Here is a 16,196-nt window from a genome sequence, read left to right as displayed (position 1 = left end):
AAATGAGGCTGCCTGATTTTTGGCGATTCCGTTGATTGGCATTTTGCCAACTTTTATCTGTTTGAAATCAATGGATATTTAGGCAGCTACCGTTTGTCGGGACGTTGGATCCAACCGATATTTGGATGCAACAAAATGTGTCGTCTTTTACATTTCCACAATGGCTCGCAGAAAAATGATGACGTGAGGAGTGACGGGTAATGGCCAATCAATATCGGAGTGCCGACTTCCGATGACGACCTGCGCAGTCACCCATCTGCGAAGGTATTAATCAATAAGCGCAGGAAGTGCGAAAGGCTTTGTATAAGAAATCGGGCTTTTTCGTTTCAGCGGATTTTCAGGCTGTCGAGCATTTCATGCGCTAGCTATCGATCGCTGAAGTGATCGAACGATGTCCCGGGCTGATTGATCGGTAACATTTCCGGGGTGTTTATCAAACATATGCGGCGCACCAGGGTAGACATGCAGCTCGACGGCAACACCGGTGCGGGACAGACGCATGGCGAATGCCACGTCCTCTTCCAGAAACAGATCCAGCGCCCCGACGGCCAGAAACGTCGTGGGCAGGTTACTCAAGTCCTCCTGCAGGGCCGGTGAGAACCAGCCGATTCGCGAGTCATCCAGCGCGTGGTTGCCGCGCAGGCACTGCCAGCAGAACTGGTTGGCTTGTGGCGGCCAGCCAATCACTCCGGTCGTACCGTTTTGGTGAGGCGAAGCAGAGCTGCCCGAGCGGTAATCGAGCATTGGATAAATCAGCACCTGGCTGGCGATGCAATATTCGCCGCGATCGCGCGCCAGGATCGCCAGCGCTGCTGCCAGACCTGCGCCGGCACTGTGGCCCATGACAATCACTTTGTCGGCATCGATATTGAGCGCTTGCTGATGGGCGAAAACCCAGCCGAGGGCGGTGTAACAATCTTCGAGGGGAATGGGGAAGGGGTGTTCCGGGGCGAGGCGATAATCGACGGCGACGATGATTGCCTCGAGTTCGTCGGCAAGATCGGCCAGATAGTCATCGGCCATTTCCGGCCTGCCGAGGACGAAACCTCCGCCATGCAGATAAAGGATGACTGCCGGTTTTTTTTCCCGTGCCGCGCTGGCGGGCCGGTAGAGGCACAGGCGCAAACCTTCGCCGTCGTGGGCCGTTGTCCATAGGCTTTCACAGCGCGCTTGTTGTTCGGATTTGAATGTCCCGTGAACACGTTCTCGAATTGCCGGCAGCGTGTCCAGCGTCCAGGCTTCTGCGCCGGGCGTGAGAAAACTGTTGAAGTCGGGATCAAGCAGTTCATGTGCTTTCACGTTCTGCCTCTCTTTTTACGGATAAGCGGGCGCCGCGAATCGAAGCGCCGCTCCTGATGAAGTTACAGCCAGGCCTTGATCTGCGCGCAGACGGCCGGGGTCGAAATGCCATAGCGATCATGCAGCGTCGGCAGGGCGCCGGCGTCGAGGAAGGCGTCGGGCAAAGCGATCTGTCTGAAGGTAGGCGTCACGCCGTTGCGCAACAACAACCCGGCAACCGCTTCGCCCAAACCACCGATGATCGAGCTGTTTTCCGCGGTGACCACCAGACGCCCGGATTTGCGTGCTTCGGCGAGGATGGTTTGCTCATCCAAAGGCTTGATGGTCGGCACGTGCAGCACGGCCACATCAATGCCATCGGCCTGCAATTGCTTGGCCGCTTCCAGTGAACGCATGGTCATCAGGCCGGTGGAGATGATCAGCACATCATTACCGGTGCGCAGGGTCTTGGCCTTGCCGATCTCGAATTGGTAACCGTACTCGTCCAGCACCAGCGGCACATTGCCGCGCAGCAAGCGCATGTAGACCGGACCTTGGTGCGCAGCGATGGCCGGCACGGCCTGTTCGATTTCCAGCGCATCGCACGGGTCAACAATCATCAGGTTGGGCATGGCGCGGAAAATCGCCAGGTCGTCGGTGGCCTGGTGGCTCGGCCCGTAGCCGGTGGTCAGGCCGGGTAGGCCGCAGACGATTTTGACGTTGAGATTTTCCTCGGCGATGGCCATGCAGATGAAGTCGTAAGCGCGGCGCGAGGCGAATACCGCGTAGGTGGTGGCGAAGGGCACGAAACCTTCGCGCGCCATGCCGGCAGCAGCGCTCATCAGCAATTGTTCAGCCATGCCCATCTGGTAGAAACGCTCCGGGTGCGCCTTGGCGAAGATGTGCAGGTCGGTGTACTTGGACAGGTCAGCAGAGAGCCCGACGATGTCCGCGCGCTGCTCTGCCAGTGCCGCGAGGGCGTGGCCGAACGGTGCCGAGCGGGTCGCCTGACCCTCGGAAGCAATCGAGGCAATCATCGCCGAGGTGGTCAGGCGCTTTTTCACCGGCTCTCCAGTAGAAGTCGAAGTCGAAGTGTTGGCGGCGTTGCTCATTGGTCTTTTCCTTCTGCAAGGTTGCTCAGTGCCAGGTCCCATTCGTGTTCTTCAACGCGAATGAAGTGGGTCTTTTCCCGGTTCTCCAGAAACGGCACGCCTTTGCCCATTTTCGTGTCGCAAATGATCACCCGCGGTTGATTGCCCGAATGCTGGCGTGCGGCATCGAAAGCAGTCACCAGTGCGTCAAGGTCATTGCCATCGACGCGCTGGGTGAACCAGCCGAAGGCTTGCCAGCGATCGACGATGGGTTCGAACGAAAGAATCTCGCTGGAATAACCGTCGGCTTGCTGGTTGTTCACGTCGACGATGGCGATCAGGTTGTCGAGCTTCCAGTGCGAAGCCGACATGACTGCTTCCCAGGTCGAGCCTTCATTCAGTTCGCCATCGGACAGCAAGTTGTAGACGAACGAGGACGAACCTTTGCGCTTGAGTCCAAGGCAAGCGCCGACCGCGATGCCCAGGCCCTGACCCAGCGAGCCGCCGGTGATTTCCATCCCTGGCGTGTAGGCGGCCATGCCCGACATCGGCAGGCGGCTGTCATCCGAGCCGTAGGTTTCCAGTTCATCGAGGGGGATGATTTCGGCTTCGATCAGCGCTGCGTAGAGAGCGATGGCGTAGTGGCCGATGGAGAGATAGAAGCGATCGCGCTGCTCCCATTGCGGATCTGCCGGGCGATGGTTCATCGCATGAAAGTAAGAGACCGCCAGCAGATCAGCCGCGCCGAGGGCCTGACCGACGTACCCTTGACCCTGAACCTGGCCCATGCGCAGCGCGTGGCGGCGAATGTTGTGCGCGCGTTCGGTCAGGCTCGGCGATACAGCGTGTGAAAGATTAGTTGTCATGATGAAACTCCGTTAACTCAACGATTGACCAAAGCGGCGGGAATGCGCAGGACCAGACTGGCGCCGAGGAACAGCACACCGGTGATCAGGTACATGCCGATGGCACTGGAGCCGGTCAGGGTGGTGATCCAGCCGATCAGATAAGGCGAACAGAAGCCGGCGAGGTTGGCGAAGCTGTTGACCGCCGCAATACCGGCAGCCGCCGACACCCCGCCGAGCAGCGTGGTGGGCAGCATCCAGAACAATGAGGTGGCGGACAAAATGCCCGAGGCGGCGAGGCACAGACTGAGGATCGACAAGGTCGAATTGCCGCCCATCATCGCTGCCAGGCTCAAGCCGATGGCCCCGGCGATCATTGGCACGATCAGGTGCCAGCGGCGCTCGCGATGTTTGTCACCACTGCGCCCGACCAGCAGCATGGCGGCGATGGCGCACAGGTAAGGCAGGCTGGTCAGAAAACCGATGTGCAGCGGATCGGAAACCCCCGCATTGCGCACCAGGGTCGGCAGCCAGAAGGTGATTGCGTATTGACCCATCACCACACAGAAGTAGATGGCCGCCAGCAGCCACAAGCGTCGGTCGCGGATGAACTCGCCGACCGAGGCGTGGGTGACTTTTTGCTGGTCGTCTTCGGCCAGTTCGCGAGTGATCAAGGCTTTTTCTTCGTCATTGAGCCAGGTCGCCTGATGCACGCCGTCCTTCAGATAGCTCAGCACCAGCAGGCCGACGACCACGGTGGGCACCGCCTCAAGGACGAACATCCATTGCCAGCCGGCCCAGCCATGCACGCCGGCAAAATGGTTCATGATCCAGCCCGAGAGCGGGCCACCGACCATGCCTGACAGCGGAATGGCGATGAACCACAACACCGTCATGCGCGCCCGCCGATAGGACGGAAACCAATACGTCAGGTAGAGCAACAGGCCCGGTGCCAGGCCGGCTTCGGCAATCCCCAGCAGAAAGCGCAGGGCATAGAACTGCCAGGCGGTTTCGACGAAGGCGAACAGGGCCGACACGATGCCCCAGGTGATCATGATCCGCGCAATCCAGACTCGCGCGCCGACCTTGTGCAGGATGATGTTGCTGGGCACTTCGCAGAGGAAATAGCCAATGAAGAACACGCCGGCGCCCAGTCCGTAGACCGTTTCGCTCAGGGCCAGATCATTCATCATTTGCAGTTTGGCGAAACCGACGTTGACCCGGTCCAGATACGCGCACAGGTAGCACAGCATCAGGAATGGCATCAGGCGCCAGGCCGTTTTGCGATAGGCAGAAGAACGCACGGTCGAAACCGCTTCGAGCGACAGGGTAGTCATGATGGTCTGATCTCTTGTTTTTATTGACCGCCAGGCCATCAGGCCCGGCTGCGTCATCGATCCAGAACCGCACGGGCCACGCGGGCCCGCCCAGAGGTACTCAGTGAATCAGCATGCCGCCGTTCACATCGAGGGTGATGCCGGTCAGATAAGCGGACAAGTCGCTGGCCAGAAACAGCGCGGCGTTGGCGACATCCTGCGCTTGACCCAGGCGACCCAGCGGGATGCCTTCGATGATGGCGTGTCGACGTTCGTCCTGCATCAGGCCGCCGGTGATGTCGGTGTGAATCAGCCCCGGGGCAATGGAGTTGACCCGGATGTTGTCCGGCCCCAGTTCCCGCGCCATGGCTTTGCCCAGACCCAGCACCCCGGCCTTGGCCGCGCTGTAATGCGGGCCGCCGAAGATGCCGCCGCCGCGCTGGGCAGACACCGACGACATGCAGACGATGCTGCCGCAAGACTGTTGCCGCATCAGCGGAATCACCGCCTGCGACATCAGCAACGTGCCGCGCAGGCTGACGTCCAGCACCTTGTCGTAGTCCGAAGGACGAATATCAAGGGTCTTCAGCGGTTGGGTGATGCCGGCGTTGTTGACCAGAATATCAATGCGCCCGAAGTGCTCGATGATGGCGGCGACGGCTTGCTGAACCTGCGCTTCGTCGGCGACGTTGGCCGCCAGGCCGAGATGACCTTCGCCCAGTGATGCGGCGGCGTCCCGCGCGGCGGCGGCATCGAGATCGAGAATCACCACGCGAGCGCCGTGTTGCGCAAACGTGGTCGCGGTGGCGCGGCCAATGCCACGGGCAGACGCGGCACCGGTAATGATTGCGACTTTGTCTTGAAGAAGCATGGAGGAGGCCCTCGAATTGTTTTTATTGGGTCGGTCTGTGAAAAACCGATGACTCAGCTTGTCCTTCGAGGGGAGGGTGAGCAATAACGCGAAAGTCACTCAATGCTGAAAAAAATTCAGCACTCGTCAGGCCAGCTCGCAGATGGTTGAATGAAACCGGTCCGTACACCACAAGAAATCACCACGGAGTCCCCATGCGTCCAGAGACTGAGGCACCTCTCGTCCTGCCACCGCTGAAAGCAATTCAGGCCTTCGAGCAAACCGCGCGCTTCGGCAATGTCGCCAGAGCGGCAGAAGTATTGGACCTGACGCCATCGGCGGTCAGTCATCAACTGGCGAAACTGGAGGGGATGATCGGCCGACAGTTATTTGTTCGCGCCGCTCGGGGTGTCTCCCTGACGCCGGTGGGCGAGCAATACCTCAAGGAAGTCTCAGGGATTCTGCACAGCCTCGCCGTTGCCACTGAACGCGCGGCCAGCGACGTCAGCCTGGATTGCCTGCGTCTGCATTCGTCACCAAGCTTTGGCCTGCTCTGGCTGATGCCGCGCCTGGAAGCGTTCCGCGCCAGTCATCCGGACATTCAGATCAATCTGTCGTGTTCCTATGAATCGCTGCACTTCAGTCGCGACAAGATCGACGTCGATATCCGCCATGGTCTGCCGAACTGGCCAAGCTATGAGGTGCGTACGGTCAGGAACGAAACATTCGCGGTGCTGACCTCACCGAAACTGCTCGCGCAACGACCGGTACGCGGCGCGGCGGATCTGCTCGAATGCGACCTGATTTTATCGGAAGCGACCCTGCTCAAATGGCCGCAATGGTTTGCCCAGCATGGCCTGGCGCGTCCGGAACGCCCTTACGCATTGAGCTTCGATCGTTCGTACATGTCGCTGGAAGCGGCGAGTCATGGCTTGGGTTTCGCGCTGGAAAGCACATTGCTTGCGCAGAAGTATCTGGCGGCGGGCACGTTGGTGGAAGTGGCGCCTGAGTCGCTGAGTGCTGCGGTGGCAGCGCACCACTTGGTGTTTCCCAAGGCGCATTCGAGCTTTCCGCGTGTCCGGCGTTTTCTGGCGTGGATGGAGAGCGAATTGGGCCATGAATTCGCCTATTGAGTCGGAGTCAATTCTTTCAAACTCTCTGACGCGGCCAAGGTCAATCCATTACCGGTCTTGATCATTCACATCAGAGGTGAAGGAATGGATAACTACCACATCAACAAAAACCAGCAGCATTGGGAACTGGTCAAAGAGGGCGCGCAGCGTGCGTCCAAAACGGCTGAGACCAAAGCCGAGATCACCCAGATCGCCAGTGACTATCTGCAGGGTAAAACTGCCTCTCTGAAAATCCACAAAGAGGACGGCACGATCCAGGAAGAGCGCACCTTTCCGCGCGCCGCCGATCCGCGAAAAACCAAAGGCTGAGTCTGCGTATGGTCATTGCATGTCTGGGATGGGGGTCGCTGATCTGGAAACCGCAGGGTTTGCCGCTGGCGAGCGAATGGTTTGCTGATGGCAGCGCCAGGTTGGGGTGGTAATGATGAACGCTCGGCGCCAGGCGCAGATTGTCGCGATCTTCGATCAGTTGTTGGCACTGCGAGAAAGCGTGGACATTCTTCAGCATGTGGAGAACGGTAGCGTCGAGTCGCTTCGTGGCCATCAGACCGTCGACGCCCCCGAATCGCTGGATCTCGTGTTTCAAAAGCTGCATGAGGACATCGCCAGCATGGAGGAAACGTTGGCGACCATTGCCGAGGCTACCGGCGATGTGTCGAAGTTGTGAGGGTTTCGCGGGGTTGCCATGCAGAGATGATTTGCCTGATCTGACGCCTTCGCGAGCAAGCGCGCTCCTACAGGGTTTTTCATACACCGCCTGATTGCTGACCCACCACGAACCCAATGTGGGAGCGAGCTTGCTCGCGAAGGCGGAGTGTCAGGCAACTGTGCATCAACTGACCGACTGCTATCGCGAGCAGGCTCACTCCTACAGGGGTTTTCATGTACCGCCTGATTGCTGACCCACCACGAACCTAATGTAGGAGTGAGCCTGCTCGCGAAGGCGGAGTGTCAGTCAACTTTGCATCAACTGACAAATTGCTATCGCGAGCAGGCTCACTCCTACAAGGGGGCTGGGTCTCTCACCACGCGCAGCGCATCCACCACCAGTGAAAACGCCGGCGACGGTTGGCGGCGGCTGGGGTAGTAGAGGTGAAAGCCGCCGAAGGGTTCGCACCAGTCTTCCAGGACCCTGACCAAGCGGCCTTCAGCCAGATGCGCGCCGAACTCGTCTTCAGGCAGATATGCAACCCCCAACCCGCTCACAGCCGCGTCGGCGATATGCACAGTCGAGTTGAACACCAGTTGGCCGTCGACCCGCACTTTCAGCTTCTTGCCCTGACGCTCGAATTCCCAGGCATCGACACCGTCGTAGGTTGGAAAGCGGATGTCGATGCAGCGATGCGCCGCCAGATCGCGTGGGTGTTGCGGGGCCGGGTGCCGGGCAAAGTAGCTGGGCGAAGCGACCACGGCCATGCGCAGTGGCGGTCCGATCGGCACGGCAATCATGTCCTGGGCGACGGTATCACTGAAGCGCACGCCTGCATCGAAGCGGTCGGCGACGATGTCGCGGAAACCATAGTTGATATCGAATTCGACTTTGATATCCGGGTATTGCAGCAGTAGCGGTGTCAGCTTGGGCAGCAGGGTGGTCTTGATGATGTTGTCGCCGCAAGTGATGCGCACCGTGCCGGCGGGCTTGTCGCGCAACTCGGTGAGAGCGTCGAGTTCGGCTTCGATTTCATCGAAACGATGGCCGACCGTGTGCAACAGCCGTTCACCCGCCGCTGTCAGTGACACGCTGCGTGTGGGGCGCGTTAACAGGCGAATCTTCAGACGTGCTTCGAGCGCCGAGACTACCTGGCTCACCGCCGATTGCGTCACGCCCAGTTGCACCGCCGCGCGGGTGAAACTGCCGGAGCGGGCTACGGTGACGAAGGCGAGCAGATCGTTGAAGTTGGGTTTGGCCATGGTGCGCGCTCGGGTTGATTGATTAGCAGTGTTTATAACCGCATTAAGCACTCATTAGCTAATCAAAGCCTGGAGCCTGCGCAACAATATCTCCATCCCGGCCTCGCCTGGTTTCTCGATCAAGGACGCCCCCATGAAACGACTGTTCGTACTGCTCGGGTTTCTCCTGAGTTCATTCACTGCATTCGGAGCTGACATGTCCCACGGTGCCGATAATTTCTTTAAAAGCGATAAGGTGACCGTGCAGAAGGTCAGCTTCAAAAACCAATATCAACTCACGGTCGTCGGCAACCTGTTCATGCCCAAAGGGCTGGATCCTGCAGCGCGCAGCGCAGCGATTATCGTCGGCCATCCGATGGGCGCGGTAAAGGAGCAGAGCTCCAATCTGTATGCGCAGAAACTGGCGGAGCAGGGCTTCGTCACCCTGTCGCTCGACCTGTCGTTCTGGGGCGAAAGCGAGGGCGCGCCGCGCAACGCCGTCTTGCCGGACATGTATGCCGAAGACTTCAGCGCCGCCGTCGATTACCTCGGCACACGGCCATTCATCGACCGCGAGCGCATCGGCGTGCTGGGCATCTGCGGCAGCGGCAGTTTCGTCATCAGTGCTGCGAAAATCGATCCGCGTATGAAGGCCATCGCCACGGTCAGCATGTACGACATGGGCGCGGCCAACCGTGACGGCCTCAAGCACTCGCAAACGCTGGAGCAGCGCAAGCAGATCATTGCGCAAGCGGCCGAACAGCGTTACGCGGAGTTTACCGGCGGCAAAGTCGAATATACCGGCGGCACGGTGCTGGAACTGAAGGCCGACACGCACCCGATCCAGCGCGAATTCTTCGACTTCTACCGTACCCCGCGCGGCGAATTCACCCCGGCCAGTTCGACCCCGCAACAGACCACGCGGCCAACGCTGAGCAGCAACACCAAGTTCATGAACTTCTATCCGTTCGTCGATATCCAGAGCATTTCGCCGCGCCCGATGTTGTTCATCGCCGGCGCCGACGCACACTCCCGAGAATTCAGTGAAGAGGCGTTCCGGTTGGCTGGGCAGCCGAAAGAATTGGTGATCGTGCCGAATGCCGGCCATGTCGATCTGTATGACCGGGTTGATCTGATTCCTTTTGCCAAGCTGACACAGTTCTTCAAGAGCAACCTGAAGTAGCTTGCAGGCGACGGAGCAGAGGCATGCAAATCTTCGCGGGAATCTGGATGGGATGTGTGCTGATGCCATGGATGTCTTTTGCTCTGTCTGCCACTACCTCTGCGCAGGACACCACGATGTGGATGACTATCGGAAAACAGCGCTTTGCCATTGCCCTGGATGACAACCCGAGCACTCGGGAATTGCTCACGCGTTTGCCGCTGAGCCTGGACATGACCGACCTGCACAGCAATGAAAAATACGCCACCGTGCAGCCGCCATTGCCTACTCAGCCGTACCGGCCGGGCACCATCCACAATGGCGATTTTCTTTTGTATGGCGACGATACGTTGGTGGTCTTCTACAAAACCTTCGATTCGTCTTACCGCTATTCGCGTCTTGGTCGCATCGACCGGCCGCAGGGCCTCGCCGAGGCCTTGGGGCGCGGCGATGTGCGGGTGACGTTCACTTCTGATGAGTGAGGAGAGTCCTTGATGAATCGGAACACGCTGCATCAACGGCGCCTTCTTCGAGCCCTGGCCCTCGGCTGTGCGGTGCTCGCCAGTGCTGCCTGCGTGAATCCTCTTTGCGCCAATCCTTCCCGATCACCGGAGAAACCGATCATGAAAGAACAGCCTTTGACCCCTAAGCAACTGGCGATCGCCCCGATTGCCGCCAACACGGCCGCCGGCGACATGCCGCGTTTGCACGACGCGCTCAATCGCGGCCTCGACGCTGGGCTGAGCATCAGCGAAACCAAGGAAATTCTGGTGCAGCTGTATGCCTACGCCGGCTTCCCGCGCAGCCTCAACGCCTTGTCCCTGCTGATGAACGTTGTGGAGGAACGCGCTGCGCGGGGCATCGACGACGTGCCAGGACGCGAGCCCGGTCCGGTGCCGTCGGGGTATGCGCTCACCGAGCTCGGCACCGACAATCAGACCCGTCTGGTCGGCGCGCCAGTGTCCGGCCCGCTATTCGAATTCGCCCCGGCGATCGATCAGTTTCTGAAAGTGCATCTGTTCGGCGACATCTTCGCCCGCGACAACCTTGCATGGACGGATCGGGAGTTGGCGACTGTTGGTGCACTGGCGGCAATGGCTGGAGTGGAATCGCAGCTGGAGTCGCATCTGAAGATCAGTCTGAACGTGGGACTGACGGTCGAGCAGTTGCGTCAGGTGGCGCAGGAACTGGAGGCGCGCGGCGATTTGCAGGCTGCTGAGCGGGTGGGGGCGGGGCTGGACAAACTTAGAGGCTGAAGTTGGTAGGAATACCAGCATTTCCCGCGAATGACTCAGTCTACGTGCTGCATCTGCGTAACCGCCGCTTTGCTTACACGAAGTGGCGGCTTGAGACATGTTGAGCGACCAGGTCGGCCGCGCGTTCAGCGTTGAAGGCATTTTGAGGTTCGATTCGTCGAAAGCGTTTGATGAAAAAGGCGCCATCGACTAACACCGCAGTGGGCATGTTTTTTACCTAAAAAAAACGCCCAAGGGTTTGGCGCGTTCTGGATGATTAGAACGGCGTACTGCCTTGGGCGGGATGAGAGCAGATTAGGTGGGAGTGACGAATACGTCAACAACACCTTTTTCGTCTGACCTGTCTGTATCAAGTTGAATGTGCCCAGCGTTTTCAACTTTCAGGCAGCGACGGGGAAACGATAAATTGCGGAGGCTAAGCCGGCAAGACAGGCACTTCCGTAAGATTTGTAGGCAAAAACGCTGTATCTCGTAGGCTTGGTTATCTGTGAGCGGGTGAGCGCGGGGCTGGACAAAATCCAGCGGTGAGGGCGGTTCGGATTCATCGCTGCCCTCTTAGTGCGATTCTTGTATTGCGCGCTGGCGCCGACTCGCTCCCGGCGAGTTTCCCGTGATGCGCTTGAACGCGCGACTGAACGCGGCCTGGGAGGTGTAGCCCAAGCGCTGCGCCACTTCTTCGATCGGCAGCCTTTCCAGCGTCAGCCACTGACTGGCCAGGCGCATTCGCAATTCGGTGGCGTAGCGCAGCGGCGGGGTGCCGAGGGTGGTCTGGAAGCGTTCGGCGAAGACTGAGCGTGAGGTGTTGCAGAGCGTTGCCAGTTCGGCGACGCTCCAGTCGCGGCCCGGTTGCTGGTGCAAGGCCAGCAAGGCCTGGGCCAGACGTGGGTCGCGCAGTGCGGCGACGAGACCGGAGGCATTGCCGCAAGCGCATTCGACCCAGCCGCGAACGATCATCGCAGCCACGACGTCGGCAAGGCGGGCGAGAATGCCGGCGAAGCCGATGCGCGCTGCGCTGACTTCGCGTTCCATGGTCGCGAGGATCGGCATGAGGCCCGGATAGCGCTGGCCGCCTGCGTCGATCAGCATCAGTCCCGGCATCAGCCGACCGAGGCCTTGCAGGCTGCCGAGTTCGAATTCCATGCAACCGCTGAAGAGCAGGGCGCTATCGGGCGAATCGGTGCTCTGCCCGACCTGAACCGCACAGACCGTGTCGCCGAGTGGCGCGGCAACGGCGCTGGCAATGTCCTGCACCTCGGCGCCGGGGTGTGACAGCAACTGATGCGCGGCACCGTGGGCGATGAATACCGCATTGCCCGCCGACAATTCGTACAGGCTGCCGTCCTCAAGCTGCAACACCGTCGAGCCAGCGGCGACGAAGTGGAAATACGCATGGCCGGACTTGTCGCTGAAACCCAGGCCATATGGCGGACCGGCGTGGATGCGCCGGTATTGCACGCCACGCAGACGCATGCTGCGCAGCAACTCAGTGATGAGGTCCGAGGACAGTGAAAAGGGATCAGTGCTGCTCATGTTCGGGGTTTCGATCAAAAGTTAAAGACTGTGCATCATAGATCATCCGGTTTGCCACCCATAGACTGCGCTTTCGAAATGTCCGAGGAGTCTTGCGATGAATGATTGTGTATGTGACGGGCGATCCGCTGTGGGTGTGCGCGCTGACGAGGAGCCGCTGGTGCCGGCGTGGATGGCGGTGTTTTCACTCGCGATGGGGGTGTTCGGTCTGCTCACGGCGGAATATCTGCCGGCCAGCCTGTTGACGCCGATGGCGCTCGATCTCGGCGTGAGCGAAGCGTTGGCCGGACAAGCTGTGACGGTGACAGCGGTGGTCGCGCTGTTTGCCGGATTGCTGGTGCCAGGATTGACCCGCAGCCTTGATCGGCGCTTGGTATTGCTCGGTTTTTCGGCTCTGATGATCGCATCGAATCTGCTGGTCGCATTCTCGTCCAGCCTCGCAGTGTTGCTGATCATGCGAATCCTTTTGGGCATCGCCCTGGGCGGATTCTGGAGCATGGCGGCGGCCGTGGCGATGCGCCTGGTCCCGGCGGCGCTGCTGCCCCGCGCGCTGTCGATCATCTTCAGCGGGATCGCTGTGGGTACCGTGGTGGCGGTGCCGTTGGGCAGTTACCTCGGCGGGCAGTTTGGCTGGCGCAGTGCGTTTTTCGCAGCGGCGGCGGTGGGCGTGGTGACGCTGATGTTTCAACTGTTCACGTTACCGAGTCTGGCGCCGCACCGTCCGTCACGCCTGCGCACGGTACTGGAGGTTTTGCTGCGACCGGGTATTGCCATCGGCATGTTCGGCTGCGTGTTGGTGCACACCGGTCACTTTGCGTTGTTCACCTACATCAGGCCATTTCTGGAAAGCACCACCGGCGTCGGCCCGCAGACGCTGGCACTGATGCTGCTCGGTTTCGGCGTGGCGAACTTTGCCGGCACGCTGTTCGCCGGGTGGCTGTTGCAGCGCAGTCCACGGGCGACCCTGGTGCTGATGCCGGTGCTGGTGGGCGTTGCCGCTCTGGCGCTGGTCGGCTTCCCGGCCTCGGTCACCGGGCAGGCGGTGCTCCTGGCGCTCTGGGGGATGGCTTTTGGTGGTGTGCCGGTAGCGTGGTCGAACTGGGTGGCGCGTTCGGTACCCGATCAGGCCGAAAGCGCAGGCGGCATGGTCGTCGCGTCGGTGCAGTCGGCGATTGCCGCAGGCGCTGCCGCCGGCGGTTCGGTGTTCAGTTTCAGCGGCATCAATGGTGTGTTTGTCGCGGCCGGCATTCTGATGTTGCTGGCCGCGTTGCTGATAGCACTGAAGGTCAATGTCGACGTGCCGGAGCCGGGCTCGGCAGCGGTGCCGGTGCATCTGTGATTTGATCAGAGAGGGGTGCGAGTGACGGCAATGTCCCAGGTTTGCATGATCTGAGTAATGGCAGCATCGATGCTTTCCAGCGCGGTGTTGTCTCTGGCGAGTATGGATATGCCTTGCAGGAAACTGTCGAATACCGTCGCCATCGCCGCCGAATTTGTGTCGCTGGCCAGCTCACCGGCACTCACAGCGCGCTCGACGCAGGCTTGAATTCCCGCGCGGGTGCGCTGGCGTGAGCGGGTCAGGGCTCGCACCACGTGGGCATTTTCCGGGCTTGGTGCGCTCATGACGCCCAAAGTGACCATGCAGCCCTTGGGATGCGCGTCGTCGCACTGCATGCGTGCCGACTGGCGCAACGCGCTCTCGATGGCGTTGCGCGGTGCCAGACTTTCGTCCCACAGGCATTCGGTGACTTGCGCGTAGGTTGTCAGATAACGCTGCACACATTCATCGAACAAGGCTTCCTTGGAACCGAACGCGGCGTAGAAGCTCGGCGCTGAAATCCCTCCGCCAAGTCCGGCCTTCAATTGGGCGAGCGATGTCGCGTCGTAGCCGTGTTGCCAGAACAGCTGCATGGCCTGATCGACAGCGTCGTCGCGATCAAACTGACGGGGGCGACCGGTTCTCGCCATGGCAAAGCTCCTCGTTGAATTCATATAAAGACTAGTCGATACAGAAATTGTTGACAACGCTCCTTGTGCGCCTTCAGGATCTAGATCGATCGGTATTTATATCAGCGAAGGCTTTTCAAGGAGCATCCCGTGACACCATCAATAACGTTGACAGCCACCCCAAAACGCCTTCCCATCGGCGCTTTGCTGGCGCTGGCGATGACAGGCTTCATCTGTATCGTCACCGAAACCCTGCCCGCCGGCCTGCTGCCGCTGATCAGCGAGGGTTTAACGATTTCGCCCTCCATGGCAGGGCAAATGGTGACCGCATACGCATTGGGGTCGGTACTGGCGGTGATCCCGATGACCATCGCCACCCGCGGCCGGCGGCGCCGCAATGTGCTGCTGCTGACGCTCGTCGGCTTCCTGGTGTTCAATTCGATCACTGCGCTGTCGTCCCACTACGGCGTAACGCTGGTCGCGCGCTTCTTCGCCGGGGTCGCAGCGGGGTTGGCGTGGAGTTTGTTGGCCGGCTATGCGCGACGCATGGTCGTACCCGAGCAGCAGGGCAAGGCACTGGCACTGGCAATGGTCGGTACGCCGATTGCGCTGTCGCTGGGCGTGCCGCTGGGGACGTGGCTCGGCGGGCTGGTCGGCTGGCGCAGCACATTCGGCCTCATGTCGGCGCTGACCCTGCTATTGATCGTCTGGGTGCTGATGAAAGTGCCGGATTACCCGCCGCAACCGGCCCATCAACGCCTGCCGCTGCGCAACGTCCTGACCACCCCGGGCGTTCGCCCTGTGCTTGCGGTGGTGATCAGCTGGATGCTCGCGCATAACATTCTCTACACCTACATTGCGCCGTTCATTGCGCCGGCAGGAATGGCCGATCGTGTTGATCTGGTCTTGTTGGTCTTTGGCATTGCTGCGCTGGCGGGCATATGGCTGACGGCGAAGCTGGTCGAGCCGCTGCTGCGTACGACGGTCCTTCTGAGCCTTGCGACGTTTGCCGTCGTCTGCGTGGCGCTGGGTTTTGGCGGGGGTATGCCGGAGGTGATCTACGTTGGCGTGGCGGTATGGGGTTTGACCTTTGGCGGCGCGGCAACTTTGCTGCAAACCGCGCTGGCGGATGCGGCGGGCGACGGAGCGGATGTCGCCTTGTCGTTGAACGTGGTGGCGTGGAACAGCGCGATCGCTGGCAGCGGTGTCGTCGGCGGCGTGTTGCTCGATCGCTGGGGCGTTGCCGCATTCCCGTGGGCCATGCTGGCACTGGTCGCTATCGGCTTCGCCATTGCCTGGGGTGCCCGGGCCCACGGTTTCAAGTCGGGCCCGCGCTCTGTCGGAGCTTCGGTAGTGGCGGCGCATTGAACCCGCCATCACCCGTTTCTTTAAGCGCGCTTCGGCAGTTTCCAGTTCGGTCGGATGAAGTGGCAGGTGTAGCCATTCGGAATCCGCTCCAGGTAATCCTGGTGCTCGGGTTCCGCTTCCCAGAAGGGGCCGGCCGGTTCGATCTCGGTGACCACTTTGCCGGGACATAGCTTCGAAGCGTCGACATCGGCAGCGGTGTCTTCGGCGACGGCGCGTTGCTCGTCGTTGAGGTAGTAGATCGCCGAGCGATAGCTCGGGCCAAGATCGTTGCCCTGACGGTTCGGCGTGCTCGGGTCGTGGATCTGGAAGAAGAACTCAAGGATCTGCCGGTAGCTGATCACCGCGGGATCGAACTCGATCTCAATGGCTTCGGCGTGGTTGCCGTGGTTACGGTAGGTGGCATTCGGCACGTCGCCGCCGGTATAACCGACGCGGGTTTTCAGCACGCCCGGGTAGCGACGCAACAGGTCCTGCATGCCCCAGAAGCAGCCGCCGGCGAGAATGGCAGTTTCGGTTTGAGTGGTCATGGT

The 16,196-nt window shown here is 60.4% G+C and carries 17 protein-coding genes; 8 read left to right on the top strand and 9 right to left on the bottom strand.

Going from position 1 to position 16,196, the window contains the following annotated elements; all coding sequences use genetic code 11:
* Positions 1-354: 354 nt before the first annotated feature.
* The 5 genes from AEQ63_RS03870 to AEQ63_RS03850 form a co-directional block, all read right to left on the bottom strand.
* A complete protein-coding gene (locus tag AEQ63_RS03870) occupies positions 355-1,299 on the bottom strand; it encodes an alpha/beta hydrolase (RefSeq protein ID WP_064361840.1) in 945 nt (314 codons plus the stop codon).
* Between the two features lie 62 nt (positions 1,300-1,361).
* Positions 1,362-2,390 carry a transketolase family protein gene (locus AEQ63_RS03865; protein WP_042610265.1) on the bottom strand — a complete coding sequence of 343 codons (1,029 nt, stop codon included), beginning with the start codon at positions 2,388-2,390 and terminating at the stop codon, positions 1,362-1,364.
* Positions 2,387-3,235 (bottom strand): transketolase, encoded by an 849-nt coding sequence (locus AEQ63_RS03860; RefSeq protein ID WP_064361839.1) that lies wholly within the window; start codon positions 3,233-3,235, stop codon positions 2,387-2,389. The genes AEQ63_RS03865 and AEQ63_RS03860 overlap by 4 nt, the downstream gene beginning before the upstream one ends.
* Before the next feature lie 17 nt (positions 3,236-3,252).
* Complete coding sequence (locus AEQ63_RS03855) at positions 3,253-4,551, bottom strand: MFS transporter (RefSeq protein ID WP_042610267.1); 1,299 nt, start codon at positions 4,549-4,551, stop codon at positions 3,253-3,255.
* 100 nt (positions 4,552-4,651) lie between these two features.
* Positions 4,652-5,401 carry an SDR family NAD(P)-dependent oxidoreductase gene (locus AEQ63_RS03850; protein ID WP_064361838.1) on the bottom strand — a complete coding sequence of 250 codons (750 nt, stop codon included), beginning with the start codon at positions 5,399-5,401 and terminating at the stop codon, positions 4,652-4,654.
* 194 nt (positions 5,402-5,595) lie between these two features.
* Between AEQ63_RS03850 and AEQ63_RS03845 the strand changes: the two genes are divergently transcribed.
* The 3 genes from AEQ63_RS03845 (at position 5,596) to AEQ63_RS03835 (ending at position 7,180) form a co-directional block, all read left to right on the top strand.
* Positions 5,596-6,513, top strand: a complete 918-nt coding sequence (locus AEQ63_RS03845; protein ID WP_064361837.1) for a LysR substrate-binding domain-containing protein — start codon at positions 5,596-5,598, stop codon at positions 6,511-6,513.
* A gap of 84 nt (positions 6,514-6,597) precedes the next feature.
* A complete protein-coding gene (locus AEQ63_RS03840) occupies positions 6,598-6,822 on the top strand; it encodes a DUF2188 domain-containing protein (RefSeq protein ID WP_042610270.1) in 225 nt (74 codons plus the stop codon).
* A 112-nt stretch (positions 6,823-6,934) separates the two neighbouring features.
* A complete protein-coding gene (locus AEQ63_RS03835; protein WP_052512501.1) occupies positions 6,935-7,180 on the top strand; it encodes a hypothetical protein in 246 nt (81 codons plus the stop codon).
* Positions 7,181-7,515: 335 nt separating this feature from the next.
* Here the strand turns inward: AEQ63_RS03835 and AEQ63_RS03830 are convergent, their stop codons facing one another.
* Positions 7,516-8,424: a LysR family transcriptional regulator gene (locus AEQ63_RS03830; RefSeq protein WP_064361836.1), complete on the bottom strand. Its 909-nt coding sequence runs from the start codon at positions 8,422-8,424 to the stop codon at positions 7,516-7,518.
* A gap of 133 nt (positions 8,425-8,557) precedes the next feature.
* Here AEQ63_RS03830 and AEQ63_RS03825 point away from each other — a divergent pair, with 133 nt between their 5' ends.
* From AEQ63_RS03825 to AEQ63_RS03815, 3 genes are read left to right on the top strand one after another with little or no spacing between them, the layout of a single operon-like run.
* Entirely contained in the window at positions 8,558-9,586 is a 1,029-nt protein-coding gene (locus AEQ63_RS03825; RefSeq protein WP_064361835.1) for an alpha/beta hydrolase, read from the top strand.
* A gap of 23 nt (positions 9,587-9,609) precedes the next feature.
* Positions 9,610-10,047: a cyclophilin-like fold protein gene (locus AEQ63_RS03820; protein WP_236705230.1), complete on the top strand. Its 438-nt coding sequence runs from the start codon at positions 9,610-9,612 to the stop codon at positions 10,045-10,047.
* Between the two features lie 12 nt (positions 10,048-10,059).
* A complete protein-coding gene (locus tag AEQ63_RS03815) occupies positions 10,060-10,821 on the top strand; it encodes a carboxymuconolactone decarboxylase family protein (protein WP_082367706.1) in 762 nt (253 codons plus the stop codon).
* 555 nt (positions 10,822-11,376) lie between these two features.
* Here AEQ63_RS03815 and AEQ63_RS03810 read toward each other — a convergent pair.
* Entirely contained in the window at positions 11,377-12,351 is a 975-nt protein-coding gene (locus AEQ63_RS03810; RefSeq protein WP_064361833.1) for an AraC family transcriptional regulator, read from the bottom strand.
* A 97-nt stretch (positions 12,352-12,448) separates the two neighbouring features.
* Here AEQ63_RS03810 and AEQ63_RS03805 point away from each other — a divergent pair, with 97 nt between their 5' ends.
* Positions 12,449-13,690, top strand: coding sequence for an MFS transporter (locus tag AEQ63_RS03805; protein WP_064361832.1), 1,242 nt, complete (start codon positions 12,449-12,451; stop codon positions 13,688-13,690).
* A gap of 5 nt (positions 13,691-13,695) precedes the next feature.
* On the opposite strand, the gene AEQ63_RS03800 is transcribed toward AEQ63_RS03805, so the two are convergent.
* Positions 13,696-14,319: a TetR/AcrR family transcriptional regulator gene (locus AEQ63_RS03800; protein WP_064361831.1), complete on the bottom strand. Its 624-nt coding sequence runs from the start codon at positions 14,317-14,319 to the stop codon at positions 13,696-13,698.
* A 129-nt stretch (positions 14,320-14,448) separates the two neighbouring features.
* Between AEQ63_RS03800 and AEQ63_RS03795 the strand changes: the two genes are divergently transcribed.
* Complete coding sequence (locus tag AEQ63_RS03795; protein ID WP_064361830.1) at positions 14,449-15,666, top strand: MFS transporter; 1,218 nt, start codon at positions 14,449-14,451, stop codon at positions 15,664-15,666.
* A gap of 20 nt (positions 15,667-15,686) precedes the next feature.
* Here the strand turns inward: AEQ63_RS03795 and msrA are convergent, their stop codons facing one another.
* On the bottom strand, positions 15,687-16,193 hold the full coding sequence (gene msrA, locus AEQ63_RS03790; protein ID WP_064361829.1) for a peptide-methionine (S)-S-oxide reductase MsrA: 507 nt from the start codon (positions 16,191-16,193) through the stop codon (positions 15,687-15,689).
* Positions 16,194-16,196: the final 3 nt, after the last annotated feature.

The organism is Pseudomonas sp. RIT-PI-o (genome assembly GCF_001297215.1).
Classification (GTDB): Bacteria; Pseudomonadota; Gammaproteobacteria; order Pseudomonadales; family Pseudomonadaceae; genus Aquipseudomonas; species Aquipseudomonas moraviensis_A.
Note: the sequence above shows the minus strand (reverse complement) of the source record. Positions and strands in the feature narration are given on the sequence as shown.

Coding starts and splice junctions, on each gene's coding strand:
- AEQ63_RS03865 (WP_042610265.1), bottom strand. CDS start 2,390: ATGAGCAACGCCGCCAACACTTCGACTTCGACTTCTACTGGAGAGCCG.
- AEQ63_RS03860 (WP_064361839.1), bottom strand. CDS start 3,235: ATGACAACTAATCTTTCACACGCTGTATCGCCGAGCCTGACCGAACGC.
- AEQ63_RS03855 (WP_042610267.1), bottom strand. CDS start 4,551: ATGACTACCCTGTCGCTCGAAGCGGTTTCGACCGTGCGTTCTTCTGCC.
- AEQ63_RS03850 (WP_064361838.1), bottom strand. CDS start 5,401: ATGCTTCTTCAAGACAAAGTCGCAATCATTACCGGTGCCGCGTCTGCC.
- AEQ63_RS03845 (WP_064361837.1), top strand. CDS start 5,596: ATGCGTCCAGAGACTGAGGCACCTCTCGTCCTGCCACCGCTGAAAGCA.
- AEQ63_RS03840 (WP_042610270.1), top strand. CDS start 6,598: ATGGATAACTACCACATCAACAAAAACCAGCAGCATTGGGAACTGGTC.
- AEQ63_RS03835 (WP_052512501.1), top strand. CDS start 6,935: ATGATGAACGCTCGGCGCCAGGCGCAGATTGTCGCGATCTTCGATCAG.
- AEQ63_RS03830 (WP_064361836.1), bottom strand. CDS start 8,424: ATGGCCAAACCCAACTTCAACGATCTGCTCGCCTTCGTCACCGTAGCC.
- AEQ63_RS03825 (WP_064361835.1), top strand. CDS start 8,558: ATGAAACGACTGTTCGTACTGCTCGGGTTTCTCCTGAGTTCATTCACT.
- AEQ63_RS03820 (WP_236705230.1), top strand. CDS start 9,610: ATGCAAATCTTCGCGGGAATCTGGATGGGATGTGTGCTGATGCCATGG.
- AEQ63_RS03815 (WP_082367706.1), top strand. CDS start 10,060: ATGAATCGGAACACGCTGCATCAACGGCGCCTTCTTCGAGCCCTGGCC.
- AEQ63_RS03810 (WP_064361833.1), bottom strand. CDS start 12,351: ATGAGCAGCACTGATCCCTTTTCACTGTCCTCGGACCTCATCACTGAG.
- AEQ63_RS03805 (WP_064361832.1), top strand. CDS start 12,449: ATGAATGATTGTGTATGTGACGGGCGATCCGCTGTGGGTGTGCGCGCT.
- AEQ63_RS03800 (WP_064361831.1), bottom strand. CDS start 14,319: ATGGCGAGAACCGGTCGCCCCCGTCAGTTTGATCGCGACGACGCTGTC.
- msrA (WP_064361829.1), bottom strand. CDS start 16,193: ATGACCACTCAAACCGAAACTGCCATTCTCGCCGGCGGCTGCTTCTGG.